The organism is Candidatus Bathyarchaeia archaeon (assembly GCA_035283685.1).
Taxonomy (GTDB): Archaea; Thermoproteota; Bathyarchaeia; order Bathyarchaeales; family Bathyarchaeaceae; genus DATETJ01.
The window spans coordinates 130,890-155,539 of sequence record DATETJ010000004.1; the positions used below are offsets into that span (position 1 = coordinate 130,890).

32 protein-coding genes, 1 tRNA gene and 1 pseudogene are annotated in these 24,650 nt (G+C 47.4%); 15 read left to right on the forward strand and 19 right to left on the reverse strand.

The features are described from left to right. Positions 1-36: 36 nt before the first annotated feature. Positions 37-642, reverse strand: a complete 606-nt coding sequence (locus tag VJ249_04945) for a hypothetical protein (GenBank protein HKZ93913.1) — start codon at positions 640-642, stop codon at positions 37-39. A 171-nt stretch (positions 643-813) separates the two neighbouring features. On the opposite strand from VJ249_04945, the gene VJ249_04950 reads away from it, so the two are divergent. From VJ249_04950 to VJ249_04980, 7 genes are all read left to right on the forward strand, one after another. After that, the gene (locus VJ249_04950; GenBank protein ID HKZ93914.1) at positions 814-1,275 is read left to right on the forward strand and encodes a hypothetical protein; all 462 of its coding nucleotides are present in this window, start codon (positions 814-816) and stop codon (positions 1,273-1,275) included. A gap of 156 nt (positions 1,276-1,431) precedes the next feature. Further along, the gene (locus VJ249_04955) at positions 1,432-2,685 is read left to right on the forward strand and encodes a hypothetical protein (protein HKZ93915.1); all 1,254 of its coding nucleotides are present in this window, start codon (positions 1,432-1,434) and stop codon (positions 2,683-2,685) included. Positions 2,686-2,819: 134 nt separating this feature from the next. Beyond that, positions 2,820-3,581, forward strand: a complete 762-nt coding sequence (locus VJ249_04960) for an ECF transporter S component (protein HKZ93916.1) — start codon at positions 2,820-2,822, stop codon at positions 3,579-3,581. A 75-nt stretch (positions 3,582-3,656) separates the two neighbouring features. Beyond that, on the forward strand, positions 3,657-4,679 hold the full coding sequence (locus VJ249_04965; protein HKZ93917.1) for an AIR synthase family protein: 1,023 nt from the start codon (positions 3,657-3,659) through the stop codon (positions 4,677-4,679). Positions 4,680-4,705: 26 nt separating this feature from the next. After that, positions 4,706-5,413 (forward strand): glycosyltransferase, encoded by a 708-nt coding sequence (locus tag VJ249_04970; GenBank protein HKZ93918.1) that lies wholly within the window; start codon positions 4,706-4,708, stop codon positions 5,411-5,413. Between the two features lie 116 nt (positions 5,414-5,529). After that, positions 5,530-6,582: a radical SAM protein gene (locus VJ249_04975; protein ID HKZ93919.1), complete on the forward strand. Its 1,053-nt coding sequence runs from the start codon at positions 5,530-5,532 to the stop codon at positions 6,580-6,582. 152 nt (positions 6,583-6,734) lie between these two features. Then, positions 6,735-7,427, forward strand: coding sequence for a DUF4152 family protein (locus VJ249_04980; protein ID HKZ93920.1), 693 nt, complete (start codon positions 6,735-6,737; stop codon positions 7,425-7,427). Positions 7,428-7,439: 12 nt separating this feature from the next. On the opposite strand, the gene VJ249_04985 is transcribed toward VJ249_04980, so the two are convergent. The 4 genes from VJ249_04985 to psmB all read right to left on the reverse strand — a co-directional run bounded on the left by VJ249_04985 (position 7,440) and on the right by psmB (position 10,643). After that, entirely contained in the window at positions 7,440-8,399 is a 960-nt protein-coding gene (locus VJ249_04985; GenBank protein ID HKZ93921.1) for a glycosyltransferase, read from the reverse strand. A 20-nt stretch (positions 8,400-8,419) separates the two neighbouring features. Next, a complete protein-coding gene (gene nadC, locus VJ249_04990) occupies positions 8,420-9,292 on the reverse strand; it encodes a carboxylating nicotinate-nucleotide diphosphorylase (GenBank protein HKZ93922.1) in 873 nt (290 codons plus the stop codon). Between the two features lie 13 nt (positions 9,293-9,305). Continuing rightward, a complete protein-coding gene (locus VJ249_04995) occupies positions 9,306-9,932 on the reverse strand; it encodes a TIGR00296 family protein (protein HKZ93923.1) in 627 nt (208 codons plus the stop codon). A gap of 90 nt (positions 9,933-10,022) precedes the next feature. Next, positions 10,023-10,643, reverse strand: coding sequence for an archaeal proteasome endopeptidase complex subunit beta (psmB, locus tag VJ249_05000; GenBank protein HKZ93924.1), 621 nt, complete (start codon positions 10,641-10,643; stop codon positions 10,023-10,025). Between the two features lie 117 nt (positions 10,644-10,760). On the opposite strand from psmB, the gene VJ249_05005 reads away from it, so the two are divergent. Beyond that, the gene (locus tag VJ249_05005; protein HKZ93925.1) at positions 10,761-11,285 is read left to right on the forward strand and encodes a nicotinamide-nucleotide adenylyltransferase; all 525 of its coding nucleotides are present in this window, start codon (positions 10,761-10,763) and stop codon (positions 11,283-11,285) included. 29 nt (positions 11,286-11,314) lie between these two features. Here the strand turns inward: VJ249_05005 and VJ249_05010 are convergent, their stop codons facing one another. Further along, a complete protein-coding gene (locus VJ249_05010; protein ID HKZ93926.1) occupies positions 11,315-12,124 on the reverse strand; it encodes an SAM-dependent chlorinase/fluorinase in 810 nt (269 codons plus the stop codon). A 99-nt stretch (positions 12,125-12,223) separates the two neighbouring features. Here VJ249_05010 and VJ249_05015 point away from each other — a divergent pair, with 99 nt between their 5' ends. From VJ249_05015 to VJ249_05025, 3 genes are all read left to right on the forward strand, one after another. Next, positions 12,224-13,378, forward strand: a complete 1,155-nt coding sequence (locus VJ249_05015; GenBank protein HKZ93927.1) for an alanine--glyoxylate aminotransferase family protein — start codon at positions 12,224-12,226, stop codon at positions 13,376-13,378. An 85-nt stretch (positions 13,379-13,463) separates the two neighbouring features. Then, positions 13,464-14,234, forward strand: coding sequence for a serine/threonine protein kinase (locus VJ249_05020; protein ID HKZ93928.1), 771 nt, complete (start codon positions 13,464-13,466; stop codon positions 14,232-14,234). Positions 14,235-14,344: 110 nt separating this feature from the next. Beyond that, positions 14,345-14,968 carry a hypothetical protein gene (locus VJ249_05025; protein HKZ93929.1) on the forward strand — a complete coding sequence of 208 codons (624 nt, stop codon included), beginning with the start codon at positions 14,345-14,347 and terminating at the stop codon, positions 14,966-14,968. A gap of 166 nt (positions 14,969-15,134) precedes the next feature. Here the strand turns inward: VJ249_05025 and VJ249_05030 are convergent, their stop codons facing one another. Beyond that, positions 15,135-15,635: a hypothetical protein gene (locus VJ249_05030; GenBank protein HKZ93930.1), complete on the reverse strand. Its 501-nt coding sequence runs from the start codon at positions 15,633-15,635 to the stop codon at positions 15,135-15,137. Positions 15,636-15,897: 262 nt separating this feature from the next. On the opposite strand from VJ249_05030, the gene VJ249_05035 reads away from it, so the two are divergent. From VJ249_05035 to VJ249_05045, 3 genes are all read left to right on the forward strand, one after another. After that, complete coding sequence (locus VJ249_05035; protein ID HKZ93931.1) at positions 15,898-16,458, forward strand: TATA-box-binding protein; 561 nt, start codon at positions 15,898-15,900, stop codon at positions 16,456-16,458. Between the two features lie 118 nt (positions 16,459-16,576). Continuing rightward, positions 16,577-16,651 (forward strand) — tRNA-Ile (locus VJ249_05040). Between the two features lie 141 nt (positions 16,652-16,792). Next, positions 16,793-17,503 (forward strand): glycosyltransferase, encoded by a 711-nt coding sequence (locus tag VJ249_05045; GenBank protein ID HKZ93932.1) that lies wholly within the window; start codon positions 16,793-16,795, stop codon positions 17,501-17,503. 10 nt (positions 17,504-17,513) lie between these two features. Here VJ249_05045 and VJ249_05050 read toward each other — a convergent pair whose 3' ends face one another. Next, positions 17,514-18,170, reverse strand: coding sequence for a class I SAM-dependent methyltransferase (locus tag VJ249_05050; protein ID HKZ93933.1), 657 nt, complete (start codon positions 18,168-18,170; stop codon positions 17,514-17,516). A 297-nt stretch (positions 18,171-18,467) separates the two neighbouring features. Here VJ249_05050 and VJ249_05055 point away from each other — a divergent pair, with 297 nt between their 5' ends. After that, positions 18,468-18,839: a hypothetical protein gene (locus VJ249_05055; protein HKZ93934.1), complete on the forward strand. Its 372-nt coding sequence runs from the start codon at positions 18,468-18,470 to the stop codon at positions 18,837-18,839. A 15-nt stretch (positions 18,840-18,854) separates the two neighbouring features. On the opposite strand, the gene VJ249_05060 is transcribed toward VJ249_05055, so the two are convergent. From VJ249_05060 to rplX, 11 genes and pseudogenes are all read right to left on the reverse strand, one after another. After that, entirely contained in the window at positions 18,855-19,340 is a 486-nt protein-coding gene (locus VJ249_05060; GenBank protein ID HKZ93935.1) for a 50S ribosomal protein L30, read from the reverse strand. Positions 19,341-19,344: 4 nt separating this feature from the next. Further along, positions 19,345-20,025 (reverse strand): 30S ribosomal protein S5, encoded by a 681-nt coding sequence (locus VJ249_05065; protein ID HKZ93936.1) that lies wholly within the window; start codon positions 20,023-20,025, stop codon positions 19,345-19,347. Beyond that, a complete protein-coding gene (locus VJ249_05070; GenBank protein ID HKZ93937.1) occupies positions 20,022-20,690 on the reverse strand; it encodes a 50S ribosomal protein L18 in 669 nt (222 codons plus the stop codon). Before VJ249_05070 ends, VJ249_05065 begins: the two co-directional genes overlap by 4 nt. 2 nt (positions 20,691-20,692) lie before the next feature. Then, on the reverse strand, positions 20,693-21,145 hold the full coding sequence (locus VJ249_05075) for a 50S ribosomal protein L19e (protein ID HKZ93938.1): 453 nt from the start codon (positions 21,143-21,145) through the stop codon (positions 20,693-20,695). 167 nt (positions 21,146-21,312) lie between these two features. After that, positions 21,313-21,693: pseudogene (locus tag VJ249_05080) on the reverse strand (50S ribosomal protein L32e). Further along, positions 21,690-22,238: a 50S ribosomal protein L6 gene (locus VJ249_05085; GenBank protein ID HKZ93939.1), complete on the reverse strand. Its 549-nt coding sequence runs from the start codon at positions 22,236-22,238 to the stop codon at positions 21,690-21,692. Before VJ249_05085 ends, VJ249_05080 begins: the two are co-directional and overlap by 4 nt. A gap of 15 nt (positions 22,239-22,253) precedes the next feature. Then, positions 22,254-22,646 (reverse strand): 30S ribosomal protein S8, encoded by a 393-nt coding sequence (locus VJ249_05090; GenBank protein HKZ93940.1) that lies wholly within the window; start codon positions 22,644-22,646, stop codon positions 22,254-22,256. A 20-nt stretch (positions 22,647-22,666) separates the two neighbouring features. Next, positions 22,667-22,831 (reverse strand): 30S ribosomal protein S14, encoded by a 165-nt coding sequence (locus tag VJ249_05095; protein ID HKZ93941.1) that lies wholly within the window; start codon positions 22,829-22,831, stop codon positions 22,667-22,669. Between the two features lie 18 nt (positions 22,832-22,849). Next, the gene (locus VJ249_05100; GenBank protein HKZ93942.1) at positions 22,850-23,389 is read right to left on the reverse strand and encodes a 50S ribosomal protein L5; all 540 of its coding nucleotides are present in this window, start codon (positions 23,387-23,389) and stop codon (positions 22,850-22,852) included. Position 23,390: 1 nt separating this feature from the next. Further along, positions 23,391-24,149, reverse strand: a complete 759-nt coding sequence (locus VJ249_05105) for a 30S ribosomal protein S4e (protein ID HKZ93943.1) — start codon at positions 24,147-24,149, stop codon at positions 23,391-23,393. Beyond that, a complete protein-coding gene (gene rplX / locus VJ249_05110) occupies positions 24,142-24,648 on the reverse strand; it encodes a 50S ribosomal protein L24 (GenBank protein ID HKZ93944.1) in 507 nt (168 codons plus the stop codon). Before rplX ends, VJ249_05105 begins: the two co-directional genes overlap by 8 nt. Between the last annotated feature and the right edge of the window lie 2 nt (positions 24,649-24,650).

A 24,650-nucleotide genomic window follows, 5' to 3' on the forward strand; every position in this document is an offset into this window, starting at 1 on the left:
TGTGCTGTTACTCAAGGAACAGTTTCAACAGCGATTTTACTGGTTCCATTTAGCAAGAAAGCGTTCTGCCTCAATTCTTAGGGTTCTTCTCGAACTATTACGTTGCTTCTTTACGAAGGAGACGACTCTCTCTTTTGAACCGATCTTATCAAAGAACATGTCGAAGGATTTGATGGTCTTTTCAGCTATGACTCTCCTGCACTCCTCTGTCAAATGAGGAGCTGTCGAGATGTTATTGACTTTTAGAAGTTCGTTAGTTATTTTTTGGATGAGGTGGGGTTTTGCAGAGGCGATTTTGCCAGAGTTGCCCACCACGTTAGCCACAGTGACCATGTATTCATCATCCAAGAAACTGTAGTATTTGCTAAATGCGGCGTCGAATTTCCTGTCCACGTCAACCTTTGCCAGATTCGCAATGATTGTCATGGCGCTCCAAACGAGAATCCTGTGCTTGCTGTTTAAAAGATCTATGAAAACATGCATGTAGGCGTACAATTTTTCTGGGTGCGTTGCACTCAAATCGATTAGCACTTTGGCACAACCGTATCTAATCGCTGCTTCTGGTGATGAGATTCCGTTAAGCACTTCAGGGAGAAGGGCGAAGTTCTGTTCAACATTTCGGAGAAGTTCTTCTTTAGTCATGGTTTTGTTCGCAAGTTTTTGCAGCAGTTTGGATTCCATGAGAATCCGACTAGTTACTAGTGAGATATAATGTTGGCGCTTGATAGCGTAACAAGGTTCCGCATGATTTTTATGGGCTAAACGTGCTGTAGAATCCAAGAACTACTGAAATTGCATGGCGGTGTTTTGACTTTGGTTTCTCCGTTGGACAACTGGAAATTCCTCGTTGGCGAATGGAAGGGCGAAACGAAAGGTCAGTATGGCGAAACCGAAATCATCAAGGGAACAGCGGTCTACTCGTGTGAGCCAAGCGACAGCTTCATCATGGAAAGACGCGAAGCATGGAGCGGCAACAAACCAGTCAACAGAAGCATTGGCATAATGTTCTTTGACGGAAATGAGCAGAAGTTTAAGCGTAAAACGTTCTTTTCCTACGGGTTTGTCAACAATGAAGTGGAATACTTGAGAAACGAGAACGAAATCAGGTTTGACATCACCATGGAGCCGTTGTCGAAGAGCTTTCAAGGCACACGCTGGCGGTCTTTCATAAAGAAAATCTCTGCAGACAAGGTAGCTGTGGGTCTCGAGATGGCTAAGGAAGGCGAGGAGTTCAAGAGCTACGGCGAAACAACAATGATCAAGACTAAATGCTGAGCACGTGCATAGTCGCTACCATCCATGTCACCGAAGTCAAAAGCTCATTTCTCAATCATTATAAGTAACAACTTGTGACTACCCTAAGTGCGTTCCACATATGCGTCGCCTTAAATACTCACGCCAACGGCTAATTCCATCATAGGTGAAACATACATGCCAAATGAAGCCCCTTCCAGAGCAGTTCAAACATTAGGCGTTGTGCAAGGCGACCTCACAACAGGAGACTCTGCAGTAATCAGAGGCGAAGGCACACCACCAAAAGTCACAGTTACAGGCGCAGTTCACTGCCGGGGCGACTGCACGTTTGAATGCAACCTTTCAGCCCAAAGCCTCGACGGCGAAGGCCACATCATAGTTAAAGGCGATTTAGAAGTCAAAGACCACGTGAAAATAAGCAACGGCTTCGGCTTCCACTGGGGTGACAACGCAAAGGCTCAGCTTGTAGTTGAAGGAAACATGCACGCTGGAACAGTGGATGTAGACAGCAAACTATCGGTGGGCAAAGATCTTGAAGCTGAAACCGTTGACATAGGCGGCAAGCTAGAGGTTAAAGGCAACACCAAAACCGAAAGCATTGACGTGGGCGGAAGTTTCTCAGCCACAGGAGAAGTCGAAGCACAAAGCATCGATGTTGGCGGCTCGGTGCACATTGAGTCAAAAGTCAAAATTGAAAAACTCGAAGTTGGCGGCAGCGCCAAAGTGGCAGGCGGAAGCATAAGCGATATAGATGTGGGCGGCTCGTTCGCATCCAGAGAATCACTTGAGTTCAAGTCAATAGACGTGGGCGGTGTAGTGAGACTAAATGGCAAGAATGTAGGTGGCGACATTGATGTCGGCGGAGTCTGCAAGGTCGAAGGCGACCTGCAGTTTGGCGAAATCGACGTTGGCGGAGTTGTAGAAATCTCAGGATCAGGCAAGGGCAAGAGCATCGATGCAGGCGGCGTCGCAAAGGTTGGCGGCTCGCTTCAACTTGAGGGAAAAATCGATGTTGGAGGCAGGGTGGACGTTGGAGGCGACTTGACTGCTTACGACCTAGACGTTGGAGGCAGCGCCAGAGCCAAAAGCATAACCGCCACAACCGACGTTGACGTAGGCGGTTCAATAGCCACTGAATCAGGCGTATCAGCATCAAGAGTCAGAATCGGCAGACGCGGCGAAGTAACAGGTCCAATAAGAGCTGATGAAGTGCAGATAGAAGGCAGAGCAAGAGTCGAAGATGTTTACGCAAAAAGAATACACATGGAAGAACACAGCCAAGCCCGCAGCCTCTACGGAGAAAACCTAGACATCGAATCTGACTGCCAAATCACCGGCGAAGTCCAATACACACAGGATCTGCAAACTGAAAGAAACATATACTTCGCTAAGCAGCCACAAAAAGTTGACAAACTGCCACAGCGAAGCTAAACCTTTGCCCTCGTTCCATACCTGCCGAGTCGCGCATTAAACACTCCGGCAATTTCTTAAATATTCCCAGCTATTACATCCATCGGAAGCAATCTCCCCTTTTGACCGGGCGATGGCTCCAAGAGAAAAAGTGAATGATTACATCTCCTCTCAAATCAAAGACCATACAACTGTCATTAGCAGCAGTTTTCACAGCTCTAGTATTTGTTGCCACAACCGTCTTTTCTGTCTACGTGCCCCAGACAAGAGGCTTCTTCAACATAGGCGAAATCATGGTCTTCGCCACCGCTCTGCTCTTAGGTCCAATTATTGGCGCTTTCGGCGGAGGCGTCGGCTCAATGCTCGCAGACCTTTTTCTAGGCTACTGGTACTACGCTCCAGCAACTTTAATCATAAAAGCCTGCGAAGGCGCAGTAGTCGGACTACTGGCACGAAGAAAACTGATGAAACTGACAAAAACTCAATGGAGAGCATTCACATTCCTAATAGGCTTAGTGATAGGTGTTCTTCTAGCCAGCATTGGCTCCACCTACTACAGCGGGCAAGTTGAACTCTATCTAGGCTTTCCGCCAGCCTCAAACCCCAGCTTAACGCTCGACGTCCCAAAGGAAATCTGGTACGTTATAGGCGCCATCGTACTGCTACTTCTTGCCTTTTCTGGCTTCGTCTTCGAACCCGAGTTTGGTTGGCTCACGTTCACAGTTTTAACAGGCGGCTTAACGATGGTAACAGGCTACTTCTTATATCAACAGTTCTTCATCGGCCCGCTATTCGGCATTTCAGTTATAGCCGTGGCGGAGATTCCAATCAACATAGGACAAATGCTCGTAGGACTCGCCGTGTCCATTCCAATCGTCAGGACCATTTGGCGTTCTTTGCCGTCTCTTAAAGCTTGAAGCAACACGTGGAAACTCAGTTAGCTTTTAAATAAACCAGTCAGAATTGTAACGTTGACCAAGGAGACCTAAACTATGGCTTCAGACTCGTTGGAGACAGGTAAGCTTGAACCAAACCTGCTCAAGCAAATCGTGCTAGGCCACCTTGGAACAAAGGATGCACGCGTCCTTCTAGGACCGAACATAGGCGAAGATGCCTCGGTCATAGACTTTGGACAAAAAGCCCTGGTGGTTCACTCTGATCCGATTACGGGCGCTGTTGAGAACCTAGGCTGGCTAGCCGTCAACGTGTGCGCCAACGACATCGCAACTCGAGGCGTACGACCACTATGGCTGCTGATAGTCATCTTGCTGCCCCAAAACACAACACGTAAGCAACTGAAGACCTTGACAAGTCAAATCGACGGAGCAGCCAAAAAACTGGGAGTTGCTGTCGTCGGCGGGCACAGCGAAATCACGCCAAGCGTAAACCAACCTATAGTTATCACGACAGCCATAGGGGAGACTTCTAAAGGCAAATTCGTGAGAACGGGCGGAGCCAAGCCAGGCGACCTCATAATCGTGACAAAGGGCGCCGCAATAGAAGGCACAGCCATCCTCGCATCAGAACTAGCCAAACAGCTACAAAGCAAAATCGGCATGAAAACGCTTGAAAACGCCAAGCGGTTCATAAAGATGACAAGCGTAGTTGAAGACGCTCTAACCGCAATTGAAGCAGGCGAAGTTCACGCCATGCACGACGCCACCGAAGGCGGCATTGCAAGTGGCTTGCAAGAAATTGCATGGGCATCTAAAACTGGACTAATCGCCCACGAAGAAAAAATCCCGATCAGCAAAGAAACCACTGCCATCTGCAAGGCGTTGAACATTAATCCGCTCAAAACCATAAGCTCAGGAGCACTCATAATCTGTGCTGACCCCGAAAACGCCGACAAAATAATGACAGCCCTGGAAAAAAAGGGCATCAAAGCATCAATTGTAGGAAAGATCATTGACGACGAAGACAAGGTTTACCTCGTCAGAAAGAATGGAACCAAACTTGACTTGACAAAACCTGTTAAAGAAGACTTGTGGAAAGCGCTGAAACGACCCGTATGAAATCAAGGTAATGGAAGAATATAGAGTTGCCCGACAAAGAGCCCCAAGTGTCCATTATCATTCCTACTCTTCAGGAACAAGACTACATAGCAGCCACTCTCTCACAACTGAGGCATTTGAAACCTCCAGTCGAAGTCATAGTCGTAGACGCAGGCAGCAGAGACAAAACAGTTGAAGTTGCAAACGGCCTCGCCACCCACGTCTACAGAATAGACAAAAGAGGAATAGCGGCGGGAAGAAACTACGGCGCAAGAAAAGCCAAAGGCGACATACTCATATTCCTAGACACAGACGTTAGCATTCCAGCGAGTTTCATGGAAAAAGTGTTCCAAACCTTTAGGGATTCAACTGTGGCAGGCGCCACATGCAACATCATGCCGTTTCGCAACCAAATCGTGACAGCAGTATTCTTCAGACTCTACAACCTAGTGATCCGAGCCACGTGCAAGTTCAAACCTCACTCAAGAGGCGAATTCTTCGCGGTGAGAAAGACTGCCTTCCAAAAAGCTAAAGGCTTCAACGAAACCATGCCGTGCTTAGAGGACCACGACCTAGCCAACCGCTTATCGAAGCAGGGGAAATTCGTCTTTATCACAGACTTGACAGTGTACGAGTCGTTGAGAAGATTCAGGAAACTTGGCTTTCGAAGAGTAGTGGGCACATGGATAGTTGACTACATTTTCTTCATCCTTCGTGGAAAACCGCTTTCACCAGAATGGAAGCCAGTGCGGTAGAAGTGCAACATCGCTTCATGTGGGCTGAAAACACACAAAGTTTAAACTGACGACTGCCGAGTAAACGTTTGTCGTAAGGGATGAAAATACCCATTCATTAGTCGGAGCCGCAGCCATTGACGTTCTCTTCTCAGAAGGTCTTGGGCATTCTGAAGCGTTCTCTCACGCCCAACCGCCCATATCATGCACAGTGGCTCCTGACCAGCAGATGCAATTATCGCTGTCGAGGATGCAATGTGTGGCGAGAGAAAAGATGCCCTCAAGAAGCCACAACAGACGACGTTAAGAAAGGACTAGGCGTCCTTCGAGACTTGGGCGTGGTTGAAATTGTTTTATCTGGCGGCAACCCTCTCCTGCGAGACGACATCGACGAAATCATAGATTACTCTTCACGCTATTTCGTAACAACGATATACGACAACGGAAGCATAGCCCCAAGGAAAATCGATGCCCTGCGTAAGGCGGATTTCGTCTCAATATCACTTGACACCTTAGACGAAAAAAAGTTCGACCACATACGCGGCGTGAAAGGCGCTTGGAAAAACGCGATGAACGCCATTGAAACACTTAACGCAGAAGACATACGAGTCGGAGTCTCACCCACCATCTCCCAACTAAACCTATACGAGATACTGGACTTCACACGCTACTTCACTGACAAAGGTGTTCCAGTGTGGTATTGCCTCTACGCCTATGACTATCCATCCGAGAATCCAATGTTCGGCATCGGGAAGAAGACCGACGAGTTCGAAATCACTGATAGAGAAGCCGCAGTCAAGGCTTTCGACGGCTTAATGCAAATGAAGAAAGAGCGGTCGGGTGTGTTCATAACAACACAGACGCTAGAAGCGTTAAAGCAGTTCTTCCTCACGGGACAGAGAACATGGAATTGCAAAGCGCTCAAAAGCTTCTTGATAGTTGATGCGTTGGGCAGAGTGGCTGGATGCCATCGCCAAGAGCCAGCTGCCTCGATTCTTGAGCTAAGAGACGTGTGGAGCAGCCCGCGTTTAGACAACTTGAGGAACCAGTACAGTCAGTGTGCTCAATGCACGTACCTTTGCTACATATTCTACTCCATTCATGGAAGCGTGCTAAGCAACCTGAATCTTGCGCGAGACCAATGGAAAAACGTTGCATTACTTCGAGCTCAAGCCCAAAAATCGCACTGATCGTGGAAGGCCGTCAGCGTAACTCTGATGCAATCATCCATTCATACGAATGTAGTCGTCATTCGGCCAAATTAGTACTCAGCCAAGCGCAGAAGATAAATGTTTTCAGATAGTTCATAACAAAAGGACATAGAGCCTTCGGAGTTGGTTTATTGAAAGTAGTCGCCGCGGATTCAGCCGCTGCTATACTGAACGACGTTTATCAACCACTGCAAGTTGTCGCCGCTTGCGCCGCCTTGGTTGAACCTCCCTTCACCAAAGCGACAACATGCATTGCAGAACCCATTTTCGTGCAAGTTGAAGATGGATATCAACTGGTTGTGCATGAGCTTGAACTATGTGCGAACCTTTTGAAGACAAACAAAGCTGATGTGGTGCACTTGGATGTGTCACTTGGAGGCTTGAACCTTGAAGAACTGTCAGCAGTCAGTCTATCGCAGCTTTCTCTGTCAAGCAGGGCGAGGGCGCACTTGCTCAAAGTCATGCCTAGACTTAGAAAACTTGCCCTTGACATAAGACAAGCATATAACATTGAGGTTTCCGCCATAGGCAAGGAGAGCATACCAGTGAGAATCGCCGAATTAACTTCAGGCGCATACGCTGTCCTGTATTCAGCAGAGAAAGCGGTGAAAGAAACGAAAACTATCAAACTTGGACTTCCAGCCCGATGCACAGTCAAGACAAACACGGACGCAATAATGTTGGAATCATTGCTGCCAGCCGAAGAGGACTTGGTAGGCCATGCCAGCGACGATAGCAAAATGCTTGAAAAGGTTGAACTGGCAGAAATGCCTAATCCTTGTGCAAGAGGCTTTAGGCTGTTAGAGATAACTCCCAAAACATAGTTTCTAACTGAGCTAATTCTTTCTTTTTTTGTTCCTCAGTCCCAAGTAGAGACCATAGAACATGGCGAAACTTGCCAAAGACCAGAACGTAAAGAAAACTGCATAATAAACCACGCAGGAGTCACGATAACGCCAGTACAACTTCGCCGACTTGTAAACGAATTCCGCCAGCAGGATGGAAAACAGAATCGCCGGAACGTGCCATGGAAGCAGAAAAAGAGAAAACAAAGCTGCAATCAGCAAAAAGCCTCGCACGGGCAAGTTAAACCGCACAAAAGCCGATTTCAACCCGTGTTTGGCAAAGAGTTGACCAACTCCGATAAAGTGGCGAATGCATTTGCGCGAGGCAAAGCGAAGGTTAGGTGAGCCTTTGAACCACACCACAACGTTTGGATCATACACGATTCTGTGGCTCCGACTGATCTTATAAGTTAGGTCAGTGTCTTCACATCGGATCAGATCGTCGTCAAATGCGCCTACTTCATCTATCACTTCACGTTTCAAAGCAAGATTCATTGTCGGCGCGATTTTCACTATTTTCTCCTCGGCAGGCATGTTAATTCTGCCGCCCACATGAGCCAGAAAACGCGCAACGCCACTCTCAGTGTTCCACAAGCGAGTTTGACCTGTGACGCCCACTATCTCCGGGTTGGAATGAAAATGAGGCAAAGCCTTCTCTATCCAGTCTGGCTCAGCATAGCAATCAGAGTCGATGAAGAACACGATATCGCCTGACGCGTTCTTTACCCCGAGATTACGCGCGTATCCGAAACCCAAGCCTGGCTCAGACACTAGTTTCACGGGATAATTTTTCACGATCTCAAGTGTTCCATCAGACGAACTCCCATCAACTACGACAACCTCGTCAGGTTTGCGCGTCTGCTCAAATACGGATTCAATGCTTTTCTGAATTGTCAAGGCTGAGTTCTTGGTTAAAAGAACAACTGAGACTTGATGGTTGTCCGCCTGCAACTAATTCTAGTCCTTCCGCTTTAGGCACGTGGCTTCTTGACATCGGTGATTTCGAGACTTAGGTCAAGCGGCTTGGCGTTCTGAGTGATCTCACTTAGGCTTATGATGTCAACGCCTATCGCTGCATATTTGAGTATGTTTTGCTCGTTTATTCCGCCGCTTACTTCAACCAGAACATCAGTTCGCAGCTTGTTTTTCTTCAGCAGTTCAATGGTTTTCTGGATCTGCTTGGGCGTGAAGTTGTCCAACATTATGATATCTACTTGAGCTTTAGCTGCCTCCAAGACGTTGTCTACGCGAGATACTTCAACCTCGATTTTCTTTGAGAATGAGGCTTTTTTCCGAGCCTGTTTGATTGCGTCTCTTATGTTGCCAACGATGGTTATGTGGTTATCTTTGATGAGAATCATGTCGTCCATGCCCCATCGATGAGAGTCTGCGCCACCAACCATCACAGCTTTCTTCTCAAAATAAGCCATGCCCGGCGTTGTTTTCCGCGTAGCAGCAACTCTTGCTTTGTACCCAGCCTTACGGATCTTCTCAACTAGTCGATTCGTGTGCGTGGCTATTCCGCTCATCATCGACAGCAGGTTCAGCAGTGTACGCTCAATCGTAAGCATTGTGGCTGCGTCGCCTTTGATATGCAGTAGTCTTGTCTTGGGGCGGGCACTCGAACCGTCTTTGACCAAAGCCTCTGCTTGAAGCCCAAAAGTCTCTGCAAATATCAAGGCTTCTTCCAAGCCTGCGATGACGCCCTCCTCTTTCGCTATGACCTCAGCCTCCGCAACTGTTCCGAAAGGCACAGTGCAGAATGTGGTTACGTCGCCGTGTCCAACGTCTTCTTCAACAAATCTACGTAACTTTGTTTCCATGATTTTCCTTGGCAGCGACATCGTAGATCAACGCCTATTTAGAACTCATTTCCCTGCGCAAGATACTGCCTTTTGGCGCGGTTTCCTCGAAGACTATGGCTTGGAACTTATAGATTTTCGTGCCGTTTAGCAGCCATGAATCTGGAGGTAGCCCCGCCTTCACGCAACACTCGCAGAGAAAAGTCTCCTCATCCCAGCCCAGTTCAACGGGCACTTGCGGTAGTAACAATCCTTTGCAGTAGGTGCGCTCCACGATCAAGCCGTCGCGTCCCACCTTGATTTCGCTGCAGTAGTCTCGCGGCTTTTCAACTTTCACAGGTTCTGGCGGCGTGAGCACGCTGACTTCAAAGACGACATGATCGAGTTCATCTGGGCTCATCGACGAAAAGCGCGGGTCTTGCGACGCCGAGCTTATGGCAGACTCAATCACTGCCTTGCCCAGCGGCGCGGTAGGATACGGAGTCCCTATGCATCCTCGCAATTGATGGCGCTTACCTTGAACAGTGTTTATGGTGACGAAGACACCGCATTGCTTCTTAAGTTTTGGCGGCGCATCAACAGGCACTTGAATAATTTGCCTTTTCGTCAGATAGGTTTTGGCGGCTCTTCGCGCCAGCGTTACTAGGTATTCGCCCTCTTTTTGCGTCAGTTCAAACGACATAATAATCTAAGCTCTTACTGCAGAATAACCTGAACCGAACGCTTATTATCCTTACGTTAGGGAAGAGGCGGATGACAAAAAGGGTCGCGTTTAGAATTTTATGGACTCTTCAGCCATGCCCTCGTTGGTGATAATGAGAAAGTCAATGCCGTCGCCGCTCATCACATCTCGACTTATCGCAGACTTCATTGCCCGTGTAACTAGGTCTTTGCCATCTTCAATTGTCATATCTTCCTTGTAGCCTTCTTCAAGTAACCCATAGGCGATTTCGGCGCCCGAGCCCACAGCAGCATACTTGTCAGGTATGAGCGAGCCCAACACATCGAGAACATAAATCGATGCTCCTTCGTCATCTATGCCGCCGACAATGGTTTGAGTTATCAGCGGAAACATTCGTCTAGCAAACAAGAGACTGGACATCAGCTTCGAAGCAGACTTCACCGTTATCGGGCGGTTAGCATCTAACCTGAACAGGTTGGCGTAGGCTTCAACCTCGCGGATCAAAATCTGCATATCAGAGACTAGGCCTGCACAGGCTGCGCCAATGCCATCCGCGACTTTGAACACTTTCTTGCCAACGCGGCTCATCACCATGTAACCGTAAGAGATTCGTTTCTCAGAAGCCAAGATGACGCCGGTGGAGCAGACCACGCCGATGGTTGTGGCGCCTGGGATAAACATGTACGGTTGCTGCTGCCCTTGTTCAGTCAAGAACTACTCCTCCTAGTTGACTGCAGTATTTCCGCATGGCAACCTAATAAGCTTTTGAACATACAAGAGGGTTTAAAAGCCATCACATAAGAAACTACTCGCGAGGAGAATACGGCCATGGTAAAACGCGGCCTGTTTGTTGGACGCTTTCAACCTTTTCACATGGGTCACTTAGCCGTCATAATGGACATTCTAGAGGAAGTGGATGAAATAATCATAGTGATCGGCAGCGCTCAGTACAGTCATAGGATCGACAATCCGTTCACAACGGGCGAGCGCTTAACCATGATTCACCACGCTTTGAAGGAGGCTAAGATTCAGCTAGAGCGCTGCTGGATAGTGCCCGTTCCAGACGTTCACAGACACATGCTATGGGCGGCTGAAATAACTGGTTACACGCCAAAATTTGAAGTAGCCTATGCTAACGATCCGCTAACCAGCCGTCTTCTCAAAGAGGCAGATTTCAAGGTGAAGCCCTGTCCATTTCACAAGAGGGAACTGTACTCGGCAACAGAAGTGAGGAAGCGAATGCTTGAGGACAAGAACTGGGAAACATTGGTACCCAAAAGCGTCGTAGCATATATCAAAGAAATTGACGGCGTCCAAAGACTGCAAGACCTGAACAAGACAGACAGAGTCTAAAACCGCAACACATTTGCTGAAACGTTCTTTCAAGAATCACCATTCTCCCCAATGTTCATGGCATCGCCGACTTTCACTCTTAATTTTTCGGAAGCACTGCCCTGATTCACTGCAATTTCAATTAAGCCGTGACTGCCGATTAACGCCAACAGTGATCTAGGCGCACCCTCTCCGTAAGCGGTAGAAAGATTTGCATGATAAGATTTGTTTTTCAAGCGGATGACAAGTCGTTCTCCAACTTTGATGCCGGCTTTTCTCAAGTCAGCACCTGTAATATTCGTAACTACATTTCCGAAGTCGTCAATATACAATACCTCGCCCGCCAAGCCTTTCGCCTGCAGCACTGGCTGGGCGAAACTCGGCACTGTGAAGTCGCTGATCTCGGGTCCAAACCGCTCAGGCTTCACTCCATTTGCCAAGTGTGCTGCAGCAGGCGCAAACACGTCTCGACCGTGAAAGGTTGAAGATATTTTCGGAAGCATGAACTCCGGGTTTGTCAATGTGAAAACGTGGTTAATCGGGTCTTGTTTAGCTGCAAGCATGAGTATGCCATTATCTGGTCCAATGTAGAAGGCACGCTTAGTTTGCGCTAGCAAGGCTCGACGTTTCGTTCCAACGCCCGGATCAACAACTGCAACGTGAATTGCGCCGTCTGCAAAGTAGCGAGCAGCTGAAGCCAGCACAAAAGCGCCAATTTTCACATTGAACTTCTCGATCAAATGGCTTATGTCAATTATTCGCGCATTTGGACAAATAGCCAGTATAACTGCCTTCATTTCAGCCACGTAGGGATCCTTCAACCCGAAGTCGGAGAGTAATGTAACTATCGACCCACTCATTGTTTCACCGCTCCATCAGAGGTTAGCTCTGAACCGTCTGCTAAACCTTTTATAATTCAAGCATTTTATGCTTTAACTTCAATCCAAACTGGAGAACACATGGAAATGGAAAGAGAAAGACAGCTAATCATGTTGCCAGGTCCGACCAACGTGCCTGATCGTGTTATGCTAGCTATGATGAGACCGATGATCAATCATCGTGGACCAGAGTTCGCAGCTTTGCTTGATAGCGTTACTGAAGGGTTAAAGTACGTTTTCGAAACTAAGGAAGACGTATATGTGTTGACTTCATCGGGAACCGGCGCTGTTGAATGCGCAATAAGCAACGTTGTCGATCCTGGTGACAAAGTAATTGTACCAGTTTTTGGATTTTTCAGCGAGCGACTCAAAGATAAAGTCGCACACCACGGTGGAAAAGTTGTCGAAATCCCAGTTGAATGGGGAAAAGCGCCCACAACAGAGCAGATTGAAACCGCAATCAGGAAAGAGAAAGATGTTAAACTCATAGCCGTGGTGCACAATGAAACCTCTACTGGTGTTACAGTCCACGACTTGCCAGAGATGGCGCAAGTAGCTGTAGAAAACAATGCGTTACTGATGGCTGATTCAATTTCAATTTTGGGCGGCGACCACCTTCCAGTTGACAAATGGGAAATAGACTTGTGTGTGACTGGAAGTCAGAAATGCCTAGCAATTCCACCTGGGCTAGCTATGATTTCAGTTGGCAAACGAGCTTGGGAGGCTATTGAGAAGAAAAAGGTCAAGCCGCCTTACTACTTTGCTTTGCCCTCAATTCGAGACCACTGGTTGAGAAAGGAGACGCCATTTACTCCGGCAATATCATTGTATTATGCCTTAAACGAATCCTTGAAAATGATACGAGAAGAAGGTCTGGAGAAACGCTTTCAACGCCACGCAACATGCGCCAAAGCTTTTTACGCTGGGTTTGAAGCCTTAGGGTTGAAGCCCTTCGCCGCAGAACACGTGCGGTCCAACACTGTAGTGACTGTCTCATCGCCATATGGAGTTGACGTGAACAAAGTTAGGGAAATCATGAAGGAGCGATACAAGGTGGTCATTGCAGGCGGGTTAGGTAAGATTCGCCAGTCGATCCTGCGCGTCGGGTGCATGGGAGCAATCTCTGAAGTTGAAGTCCTAACCACAATCAACGCTTTGGGAAACACATTAACAGACCTTAACCACCCAGTCCAACTCGGAGCTGCAAACGAAGCTGCCAAACATCTTTTCCGATGATATTAACCTTGTAGCCAGCGTATCAGAAGGTCTAAGGCATGACGTTTCCCGTTGAAAACACGTGAACTTTGGTGAGCGAATATTATTGCAGCCCTCACAAATCCTATCTCTGAAGCAACTACGAGACAAAAAATATGCAGCTGTTTTGTGCTATCCGCATTACAACCGCGAGCAGGCATCTAGGCGAATTCGAGAGCTGATGAAACTAGGCGTCACAGCATTGGAATTCACAGGGGGGAAGACAGCGTTCAACATCCCCATTTTGGGAAAAGGCAATGTGGGCTTGGTGGTGATCGCCCACCTCAAAACTGGCAGAGTTGCTTTGAAGATTCGCCGAGTTGACGCAGATCGGAAAGAAATGAAGCATGAAACAGATATGCTAATCAAAGCAAACAGCATCGGCGTAGGTCCACGCTTTCTTGGTTCGAGTGACAATTTTCTAATCATGGAATTCATCGAAGGCAAGCTTCTGCCACAATGGATCATGCAGTTGAAGGAAAGAAGCGTCAAAGCCCGTGTTAGAAAAGTTTTACGTGACGTTCTAGAACAAGGTTGGAGAATGGATCAAGCAGGTCTTGACCACGGCGAATTAAGCCATGCACCGAAACACATCATCATCGATGCCAACGATAAGGCGCATGTCGTAGATTTTGAAACAGCCAGCGTACTACGCAGAACATCGAATGTCACTTCACTTTGCCAGTATCTCTTCATGAAAAGTCAATTGGCAAAGAACGTGCGCCGCAGATTTCGCGGGATAGACCTGGAGGAACTAGTTGTTGCCCTTAGAAAGTATAAACAGCAACCGAGTAGACAAAGCTTTAACAAGATCCTCAAGAAATGCGAACTGGCATGATCAAGGCCTGAACTCATCTATTCTTGATTTGGAATCTGCATTCTCCTTTCATAATCTCTTTCTACTAACATACGGCTTTCATTAGCCATAATACGAATGGAGGTTAGATTATGGATAGAAAGACAACCCTAATGCTGTTGCTATCATCCCTTACCTTGATAAGCGCGATTCAAGCGGTCAGCGCTGCGTCAATAACAGCCGCGTCCCTCGACAGAGCAGAATATCTAGCGGGTCAAACAGGATACATATCAGTCACAATTTACAATGATGAAAGCGAAAAGATCAGAGTCACGGAACTAAGCGCCACAATAGACTATTATTATGCGGATGGCACAAAGTACATTCAGAAATTCTTCACCAGCGCTACGTTACCAGATGAAATCGCAGCTGGACAATCAGAAACATACCAAATACCGATCAGCTTGCCAACAAACTTAGCTCACGGCTACACAAACCCAAGAGTGGAAGCATACACAGACGTTTGGCGCCCTCAAGATGACCGTTGGACAACCTCAGACCGCCCAACATGGAACACCTTGAAACTATACGTACAGACCGCCTACAAGCAAATGTACGAGACATCTCAGCAGACTCTTGAAGAACAAGTAGCAACAAACGACAGCCTAGCTAACACAATGAATCTACTTTCAATCACAACCGTGATCTTCGCCGCGGCATCTGGATTCCTGCTGTTCCTAGTCTTCAGAAGACCAAAGCCAATTGCGCAGGCGTAGCAGAAGGGAGCTCAGGAAAAGCCTATTTCAGACTACTGAATCACTAGTGGCGAACGTAAGGCAGGCAGACGCACAGTTCATCGTGCTAAGCGTGGAGAATAACGTTCAATGACACGCCAACTGTGCAGCGAAGCATCGAAAACTCCGGCGAGAACCATCACTTCAATCATGTTTGTATGTCGTCAGCGAGATATTTCAAATCAAAGGGTTTAATGGGCATCCCGTCTCTCAGGGTCACAATGAAAGATTGGAAGTCACTAACATAGTCAGCCCAATCAACGGCGAAGCTTCTCATGAAGTTGGCATATTCAGAATAGTTCCTATGAAGTGACACCATGACCGTGTCCTTGCCCAATCCCTCTCCATCAGAGGCTAAAACCACGTTTGGGCGTTTGGCAGTCCATTCCTTTGCGCCCTGGATCATCTTCTCAGCGTCTTCCCGTCGGTAGGTTTTCGCCTTGGCAAAAGTGAACGCAATCATCTCATAACCCATCTTCGCGAAATCTGGAATCAAAGTGTAAGTCCGTATGATTTTCTTCTCCAAAATCTTCCTAGTTCGCGTCACCGTTGGCTGCGAAGTTTTCAGATTCTTGGCTAGTTCCCTGTCACTGCGCTTCGAATTTCGCAGCAGTTCACGTAGAACAGGCATCTCCTTGTTTTTTCTCAAACTTTTCGCGTCTCCGACTTAGCACAGTACCACGTTACCCAGATATTAATAATTTTCCGCTCTTCCGCAGACCTAGTCAGCATTCGTTTGCAGAATCGAAAGAAAGCCGGGAAAAGACGAAAACTCCCAAAAACGTCCAGAACAGCTGTTTTCTGAATCTTGCCACTGCCCCGAGCCAAACGGACTGAAAGATAATCCTTTATAAATACTCGACTATTAATGACTCTAGCATTGTCTAAGATGCTAGGAGAGTTGTGTCAGATTGCCTAAAGTCAAGGCGACAATTAACATAGAAAACGTGGTTGCATCAGCCACACTAAAACAGAGAGTTGACCTCAACGCTGTGGTTAAGGGATATCCAGGTGTAGAGTACCGACCAGAACAGTTCCCAGGCCTAGTCTTTCGATTGAAGCGTCCGAAAACGGCTACATTGATATTCAATTCAGGTAAAATGGTGTGCACCGGCGCGAAGTCTGAGAAAGAAGCGCGGCGCGCTGTAATGAAAGTGATAAAAGAGCTGAAGAAAAGCGGGATTATCATCATCAGCAAGCCTGAACTCAAGATCCAAAATATCGTGGCTTCAGCCAGCCTAGGTGGAATGATCGACTTGGAGAAATCTGCGTATTCGCTCGGACGCACAATGTATGAGCCAGAGCAGTTCCCAGGACTGATCTACAGAATGGACGAACCCAAAGTGGTCATTCTGCTGTTCGCAAGCGGCAAACTGGTGTGCACCGGCGCCAAGCGAGAAGAAGACGTATACCTTGCAGTGAATAAGCTACATCAGCGACTTGAAGATGAAAAACTAATCTACTACGAGTAAATGACGAACGCCCTATTCGCTCTTTTTCACTCCGTCAAAATGCGGATTTTGAAAGATACAAGATTCTTGAAAACCCTTTAATAAAGAACAACATCTACTCTACGCTTTAACCACTTGAGGGCCGGTAGCTCAGCATGGTTAGAGCGTTCGGCTGATAACCGAAAGGTCGAGAGTCCAAATCTCTCCCGGCCCACTTTTCAATTCTGATTGTAGATTCATATTATTTTTATGGACTGAGAATCAGATCAAAGGTGTGGTGTCGAATTCAAACTAAAGATGAGATACTGAGGGAGGGTTCGACATAGCGACTAGGAATGCCCTTGTCTCGGTAGTAATACCCACATACTGCGAAGAGCAAAACATAGAACGCTGCCTGCAAAGTATTAGAAGGCAAGTGTTCGAAGAGGGCAGAATCGAGATAATCGTTGTAGACAGCAATAGCCCTGACAATACGAGGGCTATCGCCCAAAAATACGCGGACAAAGTCATGAACTTGAAGAAACGTGGCGTAAGCAAAGCCAGAAACGTTGGAGCTCAAAAAGCGAAAAGCGAAATACTGCTCTTTCTAGACGCGGACACCATTTTAGATTTTGGATTCATAGCCGAAATCTACAAGATTCTAGCCGATTCCAACGTTGTCTGCGCAGTCGGCACAATGGCAGGCCTTGAAAGGTCTAAGACAATCGACAATCTGTTCAAGTTTGCGCACTATGGCCTTGTGAACTGTGTATCAGCAGTAACTGCTCACTTGGGCTTCCCCTTCTTTCCAACCGTGTGTTGCGCCTGCAAAAAATCTGCGTTTCATAGGATCGGCGGGTTTGACGAAGGCCTAGCGATCGCTGAAGATTTGATTTTCTCCTTGAAAATGGGCAAAGTTGGAAAATGTCTTGTTAGCCGGAGAGCTAAAGCCTACACGTCCTTAAGACGGGTGATGAAGAATGGGCGGATGAAAAACTACTACGTGTATTTTAGAAACTACTTCCAAGTCTTCGTCCTAAACAAGAAACCTTGGATACAAGATTTCCCACATACTTCGGAAATCTAAGAAAGTAATTCTACTTCTTGGCAATTATCCATAATTCTGGAAACAATGACGCAGCTCTCTCCGACTTTACAAAGAACCTCGTTTTTTTGAAGGCATAGGCAATGAACCCAAAGCATTTTTCCGCTTTGAGCCCGTACTTTGGCAAGATTTTCTGCCATTGCTCAAGTCGGAAGTTGTTTATGTGTGTCTCATCTTCCAGTCCTAGGTTCCCGCAAAGGTGTGCCCAAATCAGAGGGTTAGGCAACTGAAGCAATAGGATTCCACCTTTTTTGAGTGCTCTTGCAATGTCCTTTAAGCAATCGTTGAAATTTGGTATATGCTCTAACGTGTCTACAAGGGTTATGACGTCGAATGACTCGTCCTTGAAAGGAAGATTAACCGCTGAAGCTCTTGAAATATTTCCTTTGCAGTATTCTTTCGATTTCTTGACAGCAAAGCGAGATATGTCTATTCCATAAGCTTCAAAGCATTTGAAGGCCTCGTTTACGAGCAAGCCATAGGCGCACCCAACGTCTAGTAACCTGCCACTCCTCCTAAACTCTTGTATAAGCTTCATCATTTCTTCCCAGTGGGAAAATCGTCTCAAGTTTTCGTAGCTTCCAACCGTCCACCAATAATTGGAGTTTCTGCCTTCGAAGTAGGATTCGTCATAAACATTCTTTTCCACCTGCCCACGCTCAATCTGAAGTCTCTTTGGCTGCTAGACAAAATAAGAATTCCTGTCGCATCTCGACTACGCATCCTCGAATTTGCGAATCATGCATGAAAAAGAGCAATGGGCACATTGACTAAACACTAGCGGCTTTCGAGTCTGCAGAACCTCGCTGATCTTTGTATTTTAAGATTTTCCCAGAATGAGCAAGGTTTCGAGAGAGAAATGGTTCTAAGCGGAGTAAGACTTCTCGAAAAAAGAAAAGTTTATTATCAGATTTTCTATATTTAATGTTGTTATTTGGAGGAGGACATGTTGTCTCATCCTGAGTCATGGGAAAACGTTTGCTGCCGTTGCGGCAGCGATGCCATAGACATGGTGTATCCAGGTCGAAGAGCATGTCATGTAACCTGTGGCCCCTGCTTCTATCCTGACAATCCCAAATGCGTCTCATGCGAGATAGTAGGTCATTGCCGACTTGCTCTCGACTATTTCAAGCGACTTGAACCCAACGGCGTCAAGAAAGGATGTTATTTCAACGAGCAGGTAACCGGCGAAGAGACATTGTACCACTTACTGGAATTTGTCAATGCACAACAACGTCTTGCAAATGAGATCGGTGAACACCAATACATGGAGGAACTGAAAAAGGCAAACTACAACAGCCCGTGCCTCAAAAAATAGCTTCTTAATGTCTTGTCAAATCATCTGTTTCAGAAGTTTGTTGACAGCTTCCCCTCGGTAGCCTGCGACTCCTCCAGACTGGTAACTCCGTTTGACTTTTTGTTTGAATCCCTTGGTTGGTGGGTGCAAGCGAAAAACTGGCTTGACGCTGGGCAAACTGCGAAAATCAATCTCACCCTTGACCAGAGCCTCAGCCAGCTCATCCAACGATTTCTTGCCAACTTTTTGCGCATATTCGTCAGTCAATTTTTTGTTACCAACAAGTCGTCCGCGTCTAGTCAGCAGAAGCTTTAGAGTTTCTTTCGAAATCTCGCCCCAAGCTAAGTAGCTCTGCGCCTTCTGAAGCATGCCCAAATAAGCGGGTCGATCATCTATTAGAGTCGCGTGGCAATTTCTTCGAAGACGCAACATATTCATTGTTTCTTTGATATCTCGATGAATGTCACTTACACCTCGAACCCGAATAACTGCTAAACACTTTCTGGGCGCGGGTTGCTCCATGGTCTTATCTCACCCATTCCGACGAAGTAACCAAACGATATGTCTTCCTCAGCGCATCAAACACTGCGCAGGCAAAAGAAGGCACGGTTCGCGTCGACCCAAAACTGCGTGTCCAAATGTCATTTACACCGGCTAACCCAAGAATGACCTTTGCTGCTTCACTCGCAACTATACCAAGACCTCGAGGCCCAGGCACAAGCAGAATGTCAACACCTCCACACTTGCCTCGTACCTGAAAGGGAAGCGAATGAGACTTGCCGCATCCACACTCCCAACTGCCACAGCCTCTGCGAACTAATGTTATGTTCAAACGAGCGTCCACACCCGCTTTTTCAATGGCTGAGCGCACTTGTTTAGCCTTGCCCGAGCCCAGTCCAACATAGCCGTCGCGGTTTCCAACAGCCACAATTGCTTTGAACTGCGATTTTTCACCCGCATCCGTCTGTTTCTGCACCAAATTAATGCTGATAACCTCTTCCTGAATGTCGGGTAACAAAACATCAACTATTTCTGGTTCCCTAATCTTCTGGCCTTCACTAAAAATCTCTTCTACCGAGGAGATTCGGCCTTCCTGAATCATTTTCCCGAGCCCTGTGCGCGGCACCCAAGTCTCAGCGCGCCTGCTTGGTCGCACCTCACGTGCCCCTCGTCTTCCACCTCTTCCTCTACCTCTGCGCGGCATCATTGTTCCTCCTCTGGTTCATCCTCTTTCTTTTCTACAGCAGACTCAGACTGTGTTCTTTCAGTCGCCGGACCGGACTTCTTCAGAGACATGACAATCTTCTCTTTAACTTGCTCAAAATGAGCGCTCAGTCCTTCAGGCTTCAACCCTTTGGATATCTGTGCGGAGAACCTTTTTTGATACACCTCGGGATTGGAAGACAAAAGCTTCGCATACTCAACCACGTGCAGGCCGCTTATCCTCTTTTCATCAGGTAACATAGCTTTGTCAGAAGGAACCTTCAACCCAGCGTCAAGCACACCCTTGAGAGCCCCAAAAATTCTAGAACCCTTAGACGGGTTGTGCAAGCCCACGTCTAACACTGCCTGCTCAACGCCTTGATTAAGAGCCTTGAACCCACACAGCAGACCGGTAAGGTAAGCGGAAGGTATATTTCCTGTAGCGCCAAGCCACCCGTAATTCTTTGCCAGCTCAGCTGAATGCGCGTACGCAACGACTTTGTCGCCGCCTACCTCAGCCTTAACTATCTCGGCAGTCATGTTTCTCAATGAACCCCTCACAATGAAGCGAGGCAGCCCCGAGAGGACGAGACCTCGACGTTGCTGATAATCGGTTTTGCCCTGCCTTCTTCTGCGAAAGGCAACGCGATAACTTGGACCAGTAGCCATGTTTACCGTTTCCTCCACATTCCATGAGCTTTAGCATAGCGTTCCATGTCAGCTATTGAACCAAACGCTCCACTGCCAGCCACTGCATACAAGTGACGATAACTGTCTTCTGCTATAGTGCGGGTAGCCTTCCACTCCTTCATTTTTCTCCTCAACGCACGAATCCTCAGCATCCAAGCATCTTTTTTAGTAATCTTCGCTCGACTGGAGCCCTCTTTTGTTCCCGGCCCGCGACGCAACCCCTTTTTTTTCTTTTCGTGTAGGTCCCTTGCGCGAGCACGACTTACACCGCTAGCGGGTAGCTGTCTTATGACGCTTTCATGAATTAGCTTTCTGATCTCACTGCGCGTGATGGCTACTTCAACATCTTCAATGCGATTGGGATCAATCCAAACTCTGTTTGCGCCCACTTTGAGGAGCTGAGCGGCCAGACGTCGTTGACTCTTGAGACTCAAGCTTTGTTTTCCTCTCCAGATTCCTTTTCCTTGCGCTTGCCATCGGTCTCATCTTTAGCGCCAGTCTCCGCTTCTTCTGTTGTTTTTTCTCTTTCTTTTTTCGCCGTTTCCTCCGCTTCTGCTTCGGCCGCCTCTTCCTCTTCTTCAGCGGGTTTTTCTTCAGGCAACGGGTTCAAAACGTGAATGTGTCTTTCTCCAGCTCGAACGTAGATCTCTGCGCGCCTCTTCATGCCAACTGTGTGCGCAATGCGTATGGCGTGCGTGTTTGGGTCAACATTGGCCAAGTCATCTACGTTTCTTACAAGGATCTCTGCGTATCCTGACGGATGTAGATTTCGAGCTTTTCGTGGTCCGCGGTAACCAATCTCGGCTTGGGTCGGCCAGCCCTTGGCTTTTCTGCGCATCTTGCTGTCTATACCGTCAGGTTTTCGCCAAACTTGAGACACTCTCTTATAGCGCCAACTCTCTTGGCGTCTGAACGTGGGTTTCTTGCTCTTCAGTCGAGCCCTAAGTTTCAAAGCATGTTCTCTTGCCGGTTTTTGACTCATAGTTCCATGCCTTCTTTTTTGTCGTAGATGAAAACTCCGTCTAAGAACACGCGGGGATCTTTGTTTTTTACTTTTGTTGCGCGTTCGATGTTGGCTGCTGTCTGGCTCACATCTTCAAGGCTGATGCCATACACTATAACGTCGTCTTCCTTGACTGATACCTTCACTGCACCCATTATTTTCGTAAATCTGGGGCTTCGCTCTCCAGTGAAGTTCTCTATCGAAACCTTATCCCCTTTAACCTTGACCCCTATCGGAAAATGCGAGAAGACAATCTTGAGTTTGTACGTGAAACCTTTGGTGACGCCTTTAATCATGTTCTGAATGATGGCTGTTACTGTGCCGACCAGAGCTGCTTCCTTCTTCCGAGGCCAGTTGGCTTGCACAATGATTTTTTTGTCCTCCAGTTGAAGACCTACCGGTGATCCAGAGAAATCGCGGGTCAATTCGCCCTTCTCCCCTTTCACTGATACCATTCGACCGTTTATTGTGACTTGGACTCCATCTGGGACTTCAATAGTTTTAACCGCTTCAACAGCCCTCAACAGCTTTACACTCCCTCAATACACGAAAGCGAGTAACTTGCCTCCGACACTCTTCTGCTTTGCTTCCTTGTGCGAAACCACCCCGAAAGGCGTTGAAACAACCAAGACGCCCATTTCACGCGCCGGGAGAAATGATTTCTCCCAGTTTTCAAAGCCGTCTGTCTTAACTGAATAGTGTGGCTTTATAGCTCCACATTTGTTGATTCGACCAAGCAGTTGAACCTTGAACTTGCCAGCCCGCCCGTCCTCAATAAACTCAAACTCACCCACGTAGCCACTGAGCTGCAGGACTCGCAGAACCCGCCCCAGAAGCTTGGAAGCAGGACTAATCACGCATGACGTTTTGTTTCGAAGCTCATTGTTCATCAATGTGGTTAGCCCGTTTGATAATGTGTCAATTGCAGTCAAGTCTGCGCCTCATGCCTCCCTCATTGGTATTTCCTGAAGCCCAGTTGCTTGGCAACCTCTCTGAAACATTGGCGGCACACGTTCAGGCCGTACCTGCGAATAATGGGACCATAAGAGCCACATCTTCTGCAAGGGCGACTGCCTTTGCCGTATTTGCGTTCCTTCTTAGGCTTCTGTTTAACCATGATTTACATCCTCAACCGTCATGTAACTTGGATTCCAAACTCGTCTTGCACAAAATTGATGGCTTCCTCGGGAGTCATGCGATGTTTGATTCCGACCCGTGATTTAGTTCGATGCCGACGTTTGACTCGTTGTCCAGGTCTCGACAAAGTCACTGAAACGTCCATTCCATGTATGCCTAATTCGGGCAGGTATTTCGTGCCGGGTATGTCGATGTGTTCCTTTATGCCAAAGGAGAAATTGCCGAATTGGTCAAAGGACTCTTTTAAAACCTTGTTCTCAACTGCCTGTAAAGCTCTCTTGATAAACTCCTTTGCTTTCTCCTTTCTCAACGTGACCATGCAGGCTATGGGTTCTCCCTGTCTGATGCCGAAATCCCGAATAGTTTTCTTTGCCTTTCGCTTACACGGTTTCTGACGAGTCAGCTGTTCGAGAACAGACGCTGCCTTTTCTAGAGGTTCACCAGATTTGCCCACAGACATGTTAACGATGACCTTCTCGATTCTGGGCTTCAGCATGGGATTTGTTGCTTGTCGCTTATGCGCTTCCTCAACCGACATGTCAAGCCACCTCTGGTAGAGAAACGTGGGGTTTGACATCACCGGCTACGAACACGTATTCAACCGTGGTCTGGAAACGATTGCCACGCGCGTCCTCTATGGTGATGAGAGCGTTTCTTCTCTTCTGAGCTTCTCTGCTTTCTATAGCCGCAATCTTGCCGTGCTTTCCAATGTTCTTGCCGCCCACTATTAGAGCGGGTGCCCCTTCTACGAGCTTGAAATGGCTTTGTATCTCTTGGTCTGGAAGGCTAATCTTGACTATGTCTAAAGTGTTGAAGACGTCCTCTTCAGGCTTACTTGCTTCCTTAACTTTGATTGTGACGTTTCTGCCGTCGTGAAGATTGAGTTGGATGTTTCCGGACTTGAGAACAGTTTTGTTTTCAATCCTGCAGAGCTTGAACTCAGCTTCATCCTTGCTTATTGGGTGAATCGTCAATCCCTTCTCAGAGGGCAGTACCCGATACCATTTTTCCACTGTCGGTATGGAAATAACATCGAATAAACCGGTTGGAAACAGCTCGTTTTTTTCAACAGTGCCGTCCACAATTATGTTTCCCTGAGAAAGTATCGCCACGGCCTCGCCACGCGTTTTCGCCAAGCCAAGCATCTCTCTCAGCACAAGTATCAGGGGAAGTGAATGTTCAATAGCATGTGGGCCAGCATTGGGTTTAACGGTCCAAACGGTTTCTTTTCGATGGATTGGCCAGAACGCAGGCGCTGGTTTGCGTTTTAGATGTCGGCTTCCGCCTTTCTTACCCACTTTCAGCCTCTCCTTCTTTTTTCTTTTCAGACTTCTTGACCTTTCTTTTTCGAGGCGCCTTTGGCTTTTCTGAAGGTGCCTGCCGTGGCTTTCTCTTTCTTCGCTCTTTTTTGGGTTCTTCAGCTGGTTTTTCAGGTTCTTTTGGTGCTTCAACCTTCAGGGAGTCTCGTCGCCATTTATCATCTAAGTTCAGGCTTGTGATCATGACTTTGGATGGATGAATCGGGACTTGGACGGCGGATCCATCAACTTTCTCTCTGGTCACGCCCTCAACAAATAGTCGGTAACTGCTTCGATCAATGCGTGAGACTTTGCCTTCGACTCCTTTCTTGTCGCCCCGCATAATCCTGACCGTGTCACCTGATCTAACTGGGACAGAGTTCACTTTATGAGTAGCCTTCAGTGCAGAGGAAAGAGGCGCTGAGAAAAGCCTGTAGCGTATGTGTGAAGGCGCTTGAAACAACATTCTGTGTTGTTTTCTGGGCTGTACGGTTTTCATGC

What these genes read in the sequence shown, in the direction of transcription:
- VJ249_04945 (HKZ93913.1), bottom strand. Translation starts at nt 642, where the DNA reads ATGACTAAAGAAGAACTTCTCCGAAATGTTGAACAGAACTTCGCCCTT.
- VJ249_04955 (HKZ93915.1), top strand. Translation starts at nt 1,432, where the DNA reads ATGCCAAATGAAGCCCCTTCCAGAGCAGTTCAAACATTAGGCGTTGTG.
- VJ249_04960 (HKZ93916.1), top strand. Translation starts at nt 2,820, where the DNA reads ATGATTACATCTCCTCTCAAATCAAAGACCATACAACTGTCATTAGCA.
- VJ249_04965 (HKZ93917.1), top strand. Translation starts at nt 3,657, where the DNA reads ATGGCTTCAGACTCGTTGGAGACAGGTAAGCTTGAACCAAACCTGCTC.
- nadC (HKZ93922.1), bottom strand. Translation starts at nt 9,292, where the DNA reads ATGTCGCTGCCAAGGAAAATCATGGAAACAAAGTTACGTAGATTTGTT.
- VJ249_04995 (HKZ93923.1), bottom strand. Translation starts at nt 9,932, where the DNA reads ATGTCGTTTGAACTGACGCAAAAAGAGGGCGAATACCTAGTAACGCTG.
- VJ249_05005 (HKZ93925.1), top strand. Translation starts at nt 10,761, where the DNA reads ATGGTAAAACGCGGCCTGTTTGTTGGACGCTTTCAACCTTTTCACATG.
- VJ249_05010 (HKZ93926.1), bottom strand. Translation starts at nt 12,124, where the DNA reads ATGAGTGGGTCGATAGTTACATTACTCTCCGACTTCGGGTTGAAGGAT.
- VJ249_05015 (HKZ93927.1), top strand. Translation starts at nt 12,224, where the DNA reads ATGGAAATGGAAAGAGAAAGACAGCTAATCATGTTGCCAGGTCCGACC.
- VJ249_05025 (HKZ93929.1), top strand. Translation starts at nt 14,345, where the DNA reads ATGGATAGAAAGACAACCCTAATGCTGTTGCTATCATCCCTTACCTTG.
- VJ249_05055 (HKZ93934.1), top strand. Translation starts at nt 18,468, where the DNA reads ATGTTGTCTCATCCTGAGTCATGGGAAAACGTTTGCTGCCGTTGCGGC.
- VJ249_05060 (HKZ93935.1), bottom strand. Translation starts at nt 19,340, where the DNA reads ATGGAGCAACCCGCGCCCAGAAAGTGTTTAGCAGTTATTCGGGTTCGA.
- VJ249_05065 (HKZ93936.1), bottom strand. Translation starts at nt 20,025, where the DNA reads ATGATGCCGCGCAGAGGTAGAGGAAGAGGTGGAAGACGAGGGGCACGT.
- VJ249_05070 (HKZ93937.1), bottom strand. Translation starts at nt 20,690, where the DNA reads ATGGCTACTGGTCCAAGTTATCGCGTTGCCTTTCGCAGAAGAAGGCAG.
- VJ249_05095 (HKZ93941.1), bottom strand. Translation starts at nt 22,831, where the DNA reads ATGGTTAAACAGAAGCCTAAGAAGGAACGCAAATACGGCAAAGGCAGT.
- VJ249_05100 (HKZ93942.1), bottom strand. Translation starts at nt 23,389, where the DNA reads ATGTCGGTTGAGGAAGCGCATAAGCGACAAGCAACAAATCCCATGCTG.
- rplX (HKZ93944.1), bottom strand. Translation starts at nt 24,648, where the DNA reads ATGAAAACCGTACAGCCCAGAAAACAACACAGAATGTTGTTTCAAGCG.